Raw genomic sequence first — 11,920 nt, 5'->3', positions numbered from 1 at the left:
CTTGTTGAATATTTAGCTAGCATAACCAGTTTCTCGAAGCCGCGACAAGTATTGCCACTGCCGCGTTTGGGCTGGCGAAAGACCTGGCCTCAGCCACGGGTGCTGGGAAGGTCATCGAGCAGAGGGGTGCATCCGACCCGAAAGGCGCTACGTTAGAAGTGTTGTCAACGCGATCCTCAGGCTCTCCGCTCGCGCAGCCGGTGGCAGGGTCGAACTCCCAACGGCCCAAAGGAGGGCACACAGAGATGAAGGCTCAGCATGTCGTCGTCGTCGGTGGCGGCCTGATCGGTCTCAGTACCGCGTATGCGCTGCTTCGCGAGGGGCACCGCGTCACGATTATTGACCGGGATCGGCTCGGCGGGGGCGCGGCAACAGGTAACGCCGGTGAGCTGACGCCGCAGCAGGTAGCGCCTCTCGCCTCCTCGAATACAGCGAAAGACATCATCAACGGCGTCTTCACCAGGTCGTCCTACCTTTCAATTGAGCCGTTGCAATTGCCCCGCCTCGCGCTCTTCGGCCTCGGATTCCTTCGGGCATCCGGCGCCAAGCGGGCGGCGAAGGGAGCAGCCGCGCTCGCCCAGTTCTCGGGTGGGATCCTGCCGGCGCTGCAGCGTATGGCTGCTGACGGCATCGATATCTCCGGTGGCGGTGACGGCTACTTGATGACCAGCTCGGTGGAGCCGGATCTACAGGCGGCCCACGCGGCTTACCGCACACGCGCAGATCGCGGCTGGGGGGAGGGGCCTGGCCCGATCCTTCGCGGCACACAGCTCGCCGAGCACGAGCCGGCGCTCGCCGGAGGGGTCACGGGCGGGTTCATGCTGCCCGGCGAATTCTCGCTTGATCCCGTCACCTTCGTTGCCAGCCTCATCGCGCACATCACCGCCAACGGTGCAGAGATCCGCGAGGGGCTTACCGCCGAACGCCTTGGTGACGGTGCGAGCATCGTGTGCCGTGCCATCGACGGCACCAGCACGACGATCAGTGGCGATCGCCTCGTGCTCGCCGCCGGGGCGTGGACCACGCCTATCCTGCGTAAATCGAGCATCCGCTCTGCCGCCGTCGTCGCCGGGAAGGGGTACAGCTTCACCGTCCCCGTGGAACGCATGCCAAACACACTCGTGCACTCGATGGATCGACACTGCGTAGCGATCCCGATGCACGGGCGGCTTCGGATTGTCGGCATGATGGAGTTCGGGAGCCCCCCGGAACGCCTGAACCGCCAAAAGCTTGAGGTGCTCACTCGCGCCGCCTCCAGCGTGATCGCTGGGGCTGACTGGCAGAACCTGAGCGAAGAATGGGTCGGAGCGCGCCCCATGACCGCCGACGGTATGCCGCTGCTGGGCGCGATCCCGAACCGCCCAGAGGTGTTGGTGGCTGCCGGCCACAACATGCACGGGCTCTCGCTCGGGCCAGTCACGGGCGAGGTCGTCGCCGACCTGATTGCGGGCGGGATCCCTCCGCCGGCGGGAGGCCGCTCGATCTGCGCCCGTTTGCGATCAGGCGGTAGGCCACACAAATTCATATTCCCAGCTCTGCGCTGAAGAGCCACTAGAATTATCTCGTTCGATCGCGGGTGAAGCCCGCCTTCGCGCGGCTTCAGGGCCAATCCGGGTCCGCTCGCCAGTGCAGCGGTTCTTGCGCGGCACCAACAGTGCTCTTTGTGTTGCCCTGCGAGTTTCGGCACCGCCCTCTGGACGGCGTATCTGACAAGCGATTGCGCGCCTTACTCCCGCGGATCAGGTGACTAGAACCCTGCCGCTCGCAGCGCAAGCCACGCGGTGGCGCGGTCGTCCGCGTGTTCCATTGAGAGACCGGTCAGTTCCTCGATCCGTTGGATTCTGGAACGGAGTGTCTGGCGGTGGATCTTTAGACGTTCAGCACTCGCGCGGTGCGCGCCGTGCTCGGCGAGAAACACTCGGAGGGTATGGGTGAGATCACCGTGTCTCCCAGAACTGTCGCGCAGCGGTTCCAGGACAGCGGTGAGGTGTTCCCTGGGGGCCGGAGCCAGCTTTGTTAGCACCAAATCGACCGTCGTGAGCCGCGCGTAGTTGAGAAGACGATGCCCCTCTTCCAGCGCAGAGTTCAGTGCTTGGCGAGCTTGCACAGCGCTCAGCTTGAGTGCATCGACGCTCGTAGAGGTACCTAAACCGAGAGCGATCCAACTGCCGCCTATCGGAGCGAAAGCTTCGACCTTGGCACTCAGCTCGGGCACTAGATCGTCGCGGATAAACCCGCTTACGAGACCAGGTTGTGACGCGAAGACGTGCTCTGCGCCAAGGTCGTCAAGCCAGCGCCTGAGGACTCGCTCGAGGTCGATGGTTCGGGTGCGAGCACCGAGGGCAAACGCGGTGAGCTGCGACTCGTGCACTCCCCAACGCCGCAGCAGCGTCCGAGCTTCGTCGCCGCCTGCGAGGAGTCGATTGAGGAGCGCTTCGCGGCCGAGGTGTTCGGTGAGTGACGGGTCGTGGGTGCGCAGGAGGAGGTCAACAAGAGCCGCAGCCTGTGTTGCAAGATCGCGTGGTCGGCGTCTCGAGCTGGATCGGCTCGCAATCACGAGGTGTCCCGCGAGATCCTGGTCCGTCCCAACTTGGTGCACCTGTAGGCCTTCGTGCCTAACGCGGACTGGGCGACCGAGCGCGACCGCCACTGCATCGGTTATATGGAGGCGGCCTGCGCCGGCACTTGCGACGAGGTGTCCCTGCGGGTCGAGCAGCACGACCCAGCCATCAATTCGGTGGGCGAGTTCCGCGATGACTGCCGTAAGGCCGCCCCGGCGCGCGACCTGCGTGAGGACGTTCATTCCGGCGGCGACGAGCCGCTCCGAAGCGGCACGTTCGTCCGAGACCAGCGCGCGCAGTGTTGCGTTTAGAGCGGTGCCTGCGAGATCCGTGCCAACGATCGCGGTCATTCGATGTGCGGCAAGGAGATTTCGCACTTCAGGGGAATCTTGATCCGTGACGAACACGCCATCGGCGAGGGGATCTGTAGGCGATCCTGATAGGTGAGACCGCCCGAGACGTGAGCTTAGTGCGTCGACGGTGCCGGTCACGAGGGTGACGTATTCGGAGTTACCAATCACCACGTAGGTGTCGATGTCGGCGACGCCATCAATCTGGGCGCGGTCAGTGACGCGGTGGGGCAGACACTCGCCACCGATGGCGCGGATGACGGTTTGCAGGGTAATTGACACGAACAGATTGTACCAAGTGGTGATATTTGATGAAGAAAATCATCGATTGACGCAATGACAGAACAGTCTTTCGGTCCGTAGCATCTGCACAGTTGTCATTCATTTCTGGCTCCGGTGTGAACGGGGCCGCAACACCGAGAGACAAAGGAGTTCCCCATGAAGGCTGTGGTGTTTCGAGACCCGGGTACCCGAGCGGAAGTCGCTGATCTTGTACTTGAAGGTCCGCGCGCAGGCGAGGTGCGTGTCAAGATTGCGGCTGCGGGCGTGTGCCATTCTGATCTGCACGTCAAGCGTGGAGAATGGGAAGCCCCTGCACCGCTGGTGATGGGGCACGAAGGCTCAGGGGTGGTCACCGAACTGGGCGAGGGCGTGACCTCTCTTGCCGTCGGCGATCATGTCGTCCTGAGCTGGGTTCCGCCTTGCGGTGAATGCCGTTATTGCCTGCAGGGGCATGAGGCGCGCTGTCAGAAAGTTGCGACCGTTGTTGCTCCCAAAGGGGTTCTCTTTGATGGGACTTCACGACTGAGCCTGAGGGAAGAGACCCTGCATCACTATCTCGGGGTCTCCTCGTTCGCCGAGGAGACCATCGTTCCGGCCTCTGGTGCAATCAAAGTTCGTGACGATGCCCCGCTGGATGTCATTGCGGTTGTCGGGTGCGCAGTCGCAACGGGCGTGGGTGCTGTCCTCAATACTGCCGCGGTTGAGCCCGGGGCGACGGTCGCCGTGATCGGTTGCGGCGGTGTGGGCCTAAACGTAGTGCAGGGTGCAAAGCTCGCGGGTGCCGAGCGCATTGTCGCGATCGATATCGTGCCAGAGAAGACACTGATGGCGATGCAGTTCGGAGCGACTGATCGGATAGACGCCTCCGACCGGGACGCTGTAGAGCAGTTATTCGAACTGATCCCGGACGGCGTGGATTACGCTTTTGACGCGATCGGGCGTACCACCACGACGGAGCAGTCGATCCAGATGCTCGGTCTCGGCGGTGCTGCTGTCATCGTGGGACTCCCGCCGACGGGCGCAAAGGCGTCGTTCGAGCCTTTGGTGCTCGCTGAAGCGGATCAGCGGATACTCGGTTCAAACTACGGCTCGGTCCGCCCGTCAATCGATATCCCCGCGCTCGTAGACCGTTACATGGATGGGCAACTGCTGCTTGATCCCCTTATTTCGGGTCGTCGTCCCCTCGACGAAGCTGCCGACGCGCTCGATGATCTTGAATCCGGGGGAGTGCTGCGCACCCTCCTGATCCCGTGAGAGTTGAACTGGCTTTCTCGACACGCCACCTCATTCATCCACTGTCACTCATAGGAGAGATGTCATGACTCAACCCACTCATTCTAAGGCGGATGCTGGCCTGCGCGAAGGAGTGATGTCCGGCCCTGAGCTCGCCGCTCAGGCAATCGCGAGCATCGCACCCAGCGCCGTCATCGCATTCACCGCAGCCGCAATTTTCCTCGGCGCAGGCAACGGCACCATGTCGGCGTTCCTGCTCGCCACGATCGTGATTCTCTGCGTCGGCTACATCGTTTCGATGTTCGCCCGCCAGCACGCCTCCGCTGGCTCGCTGTACACTTATGTGTCGAAGGGGCTCGGGCCCACCGGCGCGTTCGCCGCAGGAGTCTCCCTCTTGATCGGATCATGGGGCATCGCCGCGGGATCGCTGGGAGGAGCCGTCTCGTATGCCTCAGATCTGCTGCAAATCTTTGGCATTCCAGCGAGTGGCACGCTGTGGTTGATCGTGTTAACCGTCGCCATCGGCGGGCTAGCAACATTCTTTACCATTCGTGGTATTCGAATCTCAGCGCGAGTATCCCTGGTTCTCGAACTCCTTTCCGTTTTCATTATTCTCGTAGTACTCATTTCGGCCCTGGTGTGGCTCGGCCCTGATGCATGGGACCCGGCGCAGTTCTCGTTTGACGGCGTACCATTCCAAGGAGTCGCGGCGGGCATGGTGCTCGGCATTCTCGGCTTCGTCGGGTTTTCTTCCGCCGATGCCCTGGGCCGGGAAGCGCGGAATCCACACACGGCTATCCCGCGTGCCATCATGTGGAGCGCTGTGGTGGTCGGCGTGCTCTACGTGTTCGCCGCCTACACCCAGATCGCTGTGCTCGGCGACGAACTCGGAGAGGTCGCGAGCCCGCTGCAGGCAATCAACGAACGCATCGGCATGCCTGGGTGGTTTGCACCCGTTCTTGTGTTTGGTGTTGCCGCGTCATTCTTTGCTGTGGTGGTCGCGCCACTCAACGTTGTCGGACGTATCGTTTACGTCATGGGTAAGGAAGGGATCGTGCCCGAGCGCTTTGGACGGACCCACGAGACTCACCTCACTCCGCACCGTGTGCTGTTGATTGCGGGACCGGCAGCGATCATCCTCGATATTCTATTGCTGCTCATCGGCACGCATCCGATGGACATTACGGTGTGGGTTGATACCTACGGCACCTACGGCTATATGGTCGCGTATTCGCTCGTAGCGGTCGCTGGGGTGATCTACACCAAGCGTCAGGGCATGAAGAATGCTCTTATCTGGATCTGTGCAGTCGTAGCTGTAGCAGCCATGGGGTATGTGTTCTTCGCGAACGTGTGGCCGGTGCCCGCGTTCCCGATCAATATCATCCCGTATCTGTTCGTGGCCACGCTGCTGCTCGCGTTTATGCGGTTCTGGTGGATCAAGGCCAACAGGCCCGAGGTGCTCACAAAAGTGGGGAACACTCATACAAAGATGCTCGAGGGGATCGGGTAGCGCCGGCTGCGGCATGTGACTCGCGCTAAACTAGCTAGGTTCGTTCCGAGCCGCTGGCTCTGTTCGCGCGGCTTCAGGGGCCAATCCGGGTCCGCTCGCCACCAGCTTTTCGCCGTCTGTGTACGTCGATGAGTCTGAGCGCGCGAACACCATCCCGTTCCCCACTATGGAGCATCACATGCCCGAGCCTCAGCACACAGCACCCGCTGACCCCAACGCGATCGACCAACGTGTGTTCCCGCCGACGGCCCGTCGCGGCCGCGAGTGCGAACAACTGAAGATTGGCGGGATCCGCGCAACGGAACTGACCGCGAAGCACGGCTCCCCGCTCTACGTGGTCGATGAAGACGCGGCTCGCACTCGGGCGCGCGAGATTCGTGAGGCGCTGCAGACCGAAGCACTCCGCATCGGCACCGAGGCAACCGTGTACTACGCGGGCAAGGCCTTCCTGTGCGTTGAGGTTGCGCGCTGGATGGCCGAAGAAGGGCTCGCTATCGATGTCGCCAGCGGAGGGGAGCTTGCGGTGGCGCTCGCCGCCGGGGTCGATCCCGCCAGGATCGGGTTCCACGGCAACAACAAGTCCGAGGCTGAGATCGCTCGTGCGGTGCGCGCGGGGGTCGGCACGATCATCATCGATAGTGAGATTGAGACGCAGCGGATCGCGCATGCCGCAGCCGCGGCAGGGACAACGCAGCGTGTTCGTCTGCGGGTCAACAGCGGGGTGCACGCTTCCACGCACGACTTTCTTGCGACCTCGCACGAGGACCAAAAGTTTGGCCAGCCGCTGCGTGATGCGCCGAGGCTTGTGCGCGGGATCCTCGCCCACGAATCGCTTGAGTTCGTCGGCCTGCACTGCCACATTGGGTCACAGATTTTTGCGACCGACGGCTTCCGCGAATCCGCCAGGCGCCTGCTGGGGACCTACCGCGAACTCGCCGAGATCACCGGCGCGGACATTCCCGAACTCAACCTCGGTGGCGGCTTCGGAATCGCCTACACCAGCGCCCAGGCTGAGGAAGCCCCGGCGATCGCCGAGATCGCTCGCGAGCTCGCCGATATCGTCGCCGACGGTGCCCGGGAGCACGGGATCGCGATCCCGAAACTCGCGTTTGAGCCGGGTCGTGCCGTGATCGGGCAGGCCGGTGTCACGCTGTACACCGTGGGCACCACCAAGACCGTGCAGCTCGCGGAGAGCGACGTCGCCGGAGATCCGGCCGACCTCGGCTATTCCGAGCGGCTCTACGTCAGCGTCGACGGTGGCATGAGCGACAATGCCCGTCCGGCTCTGTACGGCGCCGACTACCAGGTCCGCATCGCCAACCGTGTGAGTGACGCCGCGCCCGCCCTTGTGCGGGTGGTGGGAAAGCACTGCGAGTCCGGAGACATCGTCGTGCAGCGCGATGTCATCCCGGGGGATGTGCGCCCGGGGGACACCCTGGCCGTTGCCGCGACCGGCGCCTACTGCTGGTCGCTCTCAAGTAACTACAACTACATGCCCAGGCCGCCGGTCGTCGCGGTGCGCGGGGGAACTTCCCGCGTCATCGTTCGGGGACAAACAGAAGACGATCTGCTCGCGCAGAGCGTGATGGTGGCAGACGCCATTGAGAATGGAGACACCAATGAATGAGTACCGCGATCTTCGGGTTGCGCTGCTGGGCTGCGGCTCGGTCGGAGCGCAGGTTGCCCGCCTCATCCTCGAACACGGCGACGAGCTGGCCGCGCGTGCGGGTGCTAGGCTGTCGCTCGCAGGCATTGCGGTGCGGAATCTTGATTCGCCGCGTGATGTCGAGTTGCCCCAGGAACTGTTTACGGTCGACGCCGAGCGCCTCGTGCAGAGTGCCGACATCGTGATCGAGCTGATGGGTGGGATCGAGCCGGCGAAGACGCTGATCCTGCAGGCGCTCCGGGGCGGAGCTGATGTGGTGACCGCGAATAAGGCGCTGATCGCCGCTCACGGACCGGAGCTTGCGGAGGCTGCCGAGCAGGTGGGTGCGCAGCTCTCCTACGAGGCCGCGGTCGCTGCGGCGATCCCGATCCTGCGCCCGCTGCGCGAGAGCCTTGCAGGTGACCACATTACTCGGGTGCTTGGCATCGTCAATGGATCGACGAACTACATTCTTGACCGCATGGATCGCTTTGGTGACAGCTCCGAGGACGCGATGCGTCTCGCGAGTGAGCTCGGTTACCTCGAGGCTGATCCGACCCTCGACGTTGAAGGCTACGATGCGGCACAGAAGGCGACGATCCTCGCCAGCATCGCCTTCCACACGGAGGTGCCCGTCGACGCCGTGTACCGCGAGGGTATCTCAAACATTACGGCCGCTCAGATTGAGGCCGCGAAGCATGCGGGCTACGTCATCAAGCTGCTCGCGATCGCCGAGCGACTCACCTCGGCCGACGGCACCGACGGCGTTTCTGCCCGCGTGTATCCGGCCCTGATTAGCCGTGACCACCCGCTGGCTGTCGTGTACGGCGGCAAGAACGCCGTGTTTGTTGAGGCCGAATCTGCCGGTGAGTTGATGTTCTACGGTGCCGGCGCGGGCGGCGCAGAGACTGCATCGGCAGTGCTTGGCGACCTCGTGTCCGCGGCACGCCGCCACGTCGTCGGTGGCCCCGGGATCCCGGGATCCCTCCACGCAGGGCTTCCGATTCTGCCGGTTACCGAGGTGACTACGGCCTACCAGGTGATGCTCGAGGTGCGCGACGAGCCGGGCGTGCTCGCGGGGATCGCCGGAATTCTCGCTGAACACGGGGTGTCGGCGGCGAGCGTGGAGCAGGCGGCCGCGCCGGGGGATCAAGCGTCTCTCGTGATCGGTACCCACGATGCCCGCGAGGGGGATCTGGCTGCGATGGTTGAGGCGCTTCGTGCCAGCGACCGCGTGGTGAGCGTGACCAGCGTGCTCCGTCTGGAGGGTCAGGCGTGAGCGCCCAGCGTGCGGTGCGGGTTCGGGTTCCCGCGACCAGCGCCAACCTCGGCCCGGGCTTTGACACGCTCGGGATCGCGCTCGCCTACGGCGATGAGGTCACTGCGGTGACGAGGCAAGCGCCGGGCGCTGAAGTCACCGTTAGGGGCGTCGGTGAGGGCGAAGTGCCCACCGACGCATCAAACCTGGTGGTGCGATCCGCAGCGCACGTCTATGAGCAGCTGGGCCGCGAACTTCCCGGGCTCACCGTGACCGCGCACAACCGGATTCCTCACGGCCGAGGCATGGGGTCTTCGGGATCCGCGATTGTCTCCGGTGTGATGATCGCGGCGGGGCTTCTCGAAAGCGACCCGGATCAACCGCTCGTGTTGAGTGAACAGCAGCTACTCACGTTTGCGACCGACCTTGAGGGGCATCCCGACAACGTGGCCCCCGCGCTGTTCGGCGGTCTCACTATTGCGTGGACCACCCCTGGCGGCCCAAAGTTCAAGCGCCTCATGGTGCACCGTGGCGTCGCGCCGCTGGTGCTTGTGCCAAGTTTCACGATGTCGACGGCGCTCGCTCGCAGTCTGCAGCCGAAGCAGGTGCCGCACGAGGATGCGGTGTTCAACGTCTCGCGTTCGGCGCTGCTGATTGCGGCGCTGACGCAGAGCCCCGAGTTGTTGCTCGAAGCAACTGAGGATCGGCTGCACCAGAATTATCGAGGCGAGGCAATGCCTGCAACGCGGGATCTGATCGCTGAACTGCGCGCGGCCGGATACGCCGCAGTGGTCTCGGGCGCTGGACCATCGATTCTGGTGTTATCCAATGGCCCGGCTGAGCGGCTCGCAGCAGCCGACCTTGTGGCGGCCAATCACGATGACTGGCGGGCCTTGATCCTGGCGGTCGACACCAAGGGTGCTACAGTGGAATCGATCCCCGCGCATTAGCGTGAGTTTTCGAGAGGGTTTTTCCTTCGCGAAGTGGTGTCGACAAGGTTGAAGTTTGCCCTGTCGGGTTCGCTTCGTTGTCGTTACTGAACACGGTTTCATGGCTTGCGAAACGTGGATCATTTTCCTCACCGATCTTAAGCTCGGTGATCCCGACGCACATCTGTGCAACCCCGCTACGGAGGAGAAGCCTAAATGAGCGCTTTCTTCTGGCGGCGTTCCGAAAGGAAGAACGTAGAAATGAACACCGAAGACACGACCACTCCCGAGAGTGCGAGCGATGCACCCGAGAAGCCTGTGCGGCGTCGCGCATCGCGGCGCGTGACGGCTGCCGCTGGGGCGACCTCAGACGTTGCGGAGGTCGCTGCGGAAGCCGCTGCGCCCGCTGCACCCGCTGCGGAAGAAGCGCCGAAGAAGCGCGCGACCCGCACCCGCAAGAAGGCTGCTGAGCCGGCGGAGTCCGCTGAGGCGCCCGCGACTACTGAAGAACCCGAGAAGGCCACGAAGACTGACGGTGCGGAGGCGAGCACCGAGCCCGCAGCCCCGGTCCGTCGCACGCGCGGCCGTCGCGCTCAGGCTGCCACTGCTGAGACCGCGAGTGCAGATGTCGCCGATACCGCGAGCGCCGAGGCTGGGTCGAGCGATGCGGTGAAGTCCGAGGCCGGCAACGCTGAGCAGAGCTCGACGCCGGACGGTGCTTCCGATGCCGCAGAGGCGTCCGAGGCGAGCACGAGCGAGAGCCCTCGCACCCGGAGCCGCCGCGGACGAAACCAGAAGATCGAGGCGACTGAATCCGCAGATTCCGAGCAGAGCTCGGATGAAGAGAATAAGGGTCGCGGCCAGGCGAGTCAGAACCGTACCCAGAACCAGGGCGGCCAGAATCGCGGCCAGAACAACCAGGGCCTGAGCGATCGCAATGAAGACAGCAACGGCCGTTCGAGCCGCACCCGTCAGCGAGATCGCAAGCGCCGCGGCCAGGGAGATGACTTCGAGCCTGAGATCACCGAGGACGATGTCCTGCTGCCGATCGCTGGCATCCTTGACGTGCTCGACAATTACGCCTTCGTTCGCACGAGTGGCTACCTGCCGGGCACGAGCGACGTGTATGTCTCGCTCGGCCAGGTGAAGAAGTACAGCTTGCGCCGCGGTGACGCGATCGTTGGGGCAATCCGTCAGCCGCGCGACGGTGAGGGTGGCAGTCGCCAGAAGTACAACGCCATCGTGAAAATCGACTCCATCAATGGACGTCCAGTCGACGAAGAGGAAAAGCGCGCCGACGTTACGGAGCTGACCCCTGTGTTCCCGCAGGAACGTCTGCGCTTCGAGACCGAAGCTTCGCAGCTACTCGGCCGCGGTATTGACCTCGCGGCTCCCATCGGTTTCGGTCAGCGCGGCCTGCTCGTGCTGCCTGCCCAGACATCGGCTATCGGCCTCCTCAGCGAGCTTGCTGCCGCGGTCACCGCGAACAAGCCTGAAGCACACCTGATGCTCGTGCTTACCAATGCGCAACCCGAAGAGGTTACGCAGTTGCAGCGCACGGTGCACGGTGAAGTTATCGCCGCTACCTTTGATCGTGCCGCTGAAGATCAGACCACGATCGCCGAGCTCGCAATCGACCGTGCCCGCCGCCTCGTTGAGCTCGGTCACGACGTAGTCGTGCTGTTCGACTCGGTCAACCGGCTGGCGCGCGCGTACGCGCAAACCCAGCCCGGTATTGCGAAGGCGAACGCCGATGTGATCGACGAGTACGCAATTGCTCAGATTAAGAAGTTCCTCTCTGCAGCTCGCAACGTCGAGAACAGTGGGTCACTCACGATCCTGGCGACGGCCCTCACGAAGACGGGAGTTGCGGCAGACAAGGCGCTCCTGCGTGAGCTTCGCTCGGTCATTAACAGCGAGGTCCGCTTCGTAAAGGCTGGCGTAGGCCAGGTGCCTACCGTGGACCTCACCGCCTCACACACTCGAAACGTCGAGGCCATGCTTGGTGCTGCCGAGGCCGTTGTGCTCTCACAGGTGCGGCGTGCGCTCGCTGACGAGGATTCCGCGAGCAAGATTGCGGAGCGTCTGAAGAAGACCTCTTCCAACGCTGCGCTCCTCGCTGAGATCCAGCGCTCTGGCGGAATCTCTTAGC

General features: G+C 63.5%; 8 protein-coding genes. 7 read left to right on the top strand and 1 reads right to left on the bottom strand.

Annotated features, from left to right (window positions below; translation table 11 throughout):
* The first annotated feature begins 245 nt into the window (after window positions 1-245).
* On the top strand, window positions 246-1,544 hold the full coding sequence (locus tag G7067_RS12750; RefSeq protein WP_166325069.1) for an NAD(P)/FAD-dependent oxidoreductase: 1,299 nt from the start codon (window positions 246-248) through the stop codon (window positions 1,542-1,544).
* Between the two features lie 203 nt (window positions 1,545-1,747).
* On the opposite strand, the gene G7067_RS12745 is transcribed toward G7067_RS12750, so the two are convergent.
* Window positions 1,748-3,193, bottom strand: a complete 1,446-nt coding sequence (locus G7067_RS12745; RefSeq protein ID WP_166325066.1) for a PucR family transcriptional regulator — start codon at window positions 3,191-3,193, stop codon at window positions 1,748-1,750.
* Between the two features lie 156 nt (window positions 3,194-3,349).
* Between G7067_RS12745 and G7067_RS12740 the strand changes: the two genes are divergently transcribed.
* From G7067_RS12740 to rho, 6 genes are all read left to right on the top strand, one after another.
* Window positions 3,350-4,447, top strand: a complete 1,098-nt coding sequence (locus tag G7067_RS12740; RefSeq protein WP_166325063.1) for an alcohol dehydrogenase catalytic domain-containing protein — start codon at window positions 3,350-3,352, stop codon at window positions 4,445-4,447.
* Window positions 4,448-4,511: 64 nt separating this feature from the next.
* Window positions 4,512-5,936, top strand: coding sequence for an APC family permease (locus tag G7067_RS12735; protein WP_166325060.1), 1,425 nt, complete (start codon window positions 4,512-4,514; stop codon window positions 5,934-5,936).
* Between the two features lie 178 nt (window positions 5,937-6,114).
* Entirely contained in the window at window positions 6,115-7,563 is a 1,449-nt protein-coding gene (lysA, locus tag G7067_RS12730; RefSeq protein ID WP_244301120.1) for a diaminopimelate decarboxylase, read from the top strand.
* Window positions 7,556-8,860 carry a homoserine dehydrogenase gene (locus G7067_RS12725; RefSeq protein WP_166325054.1) on the top strand — a complete coding sequence of 435 codons (1,305 nt, stop codon included), beginning with the start codon at window positions 7,556-7,558 and terminating at the stop codon, window positions 8,858-8,860. Before lysA ends, G7067_RS12725 begins: the two co-directional genes overlap by 8 nt.
* Window positions 8,857-9,789 carry a homoserine kinase gene (thrB, locus tag G7067_RS12720; protein ID WP_166325051.1) on the top strand — a complete coding sequence of 311 codons (933 nt, stop codon included), beginning with the start codon at window positions 8,857-8,859 and terminating at the stop codon, window positions 9,787-9,789. Before G7067_RS12725 ends, thrB begins: the two co-directional genes overlap by 4 nt.
* A gap of 195 nt (window positions 9,790-9,984) precedes the next feature.
* Window positions 9,985-11,919 (top strand): transcription termination factor Rho, encoded by a 1,935-nt coding sequence (gene rho / locus G7067_RS12715; RefSeq protein WP_166325048.1) that lies wholly within the window; start codon window positions 9,985-9,987, stop codon window positions 11,917-11,919.
* The last annotated feature ends 1 nt before the right edge of the window (window position 11,920 follow it).

Source organism: Leucobacter insecticola (assembly GCF_011382965.1).
Lineage (GTDB): Bacteria > Actinomycetota > Actinomycetes > Actinomycetales > Microbacteriaceae > Leucobacter > Leucobacter insecticola.
This window is presented reverse-complemented; position numbering and strand designations above follow the sequence as displayed.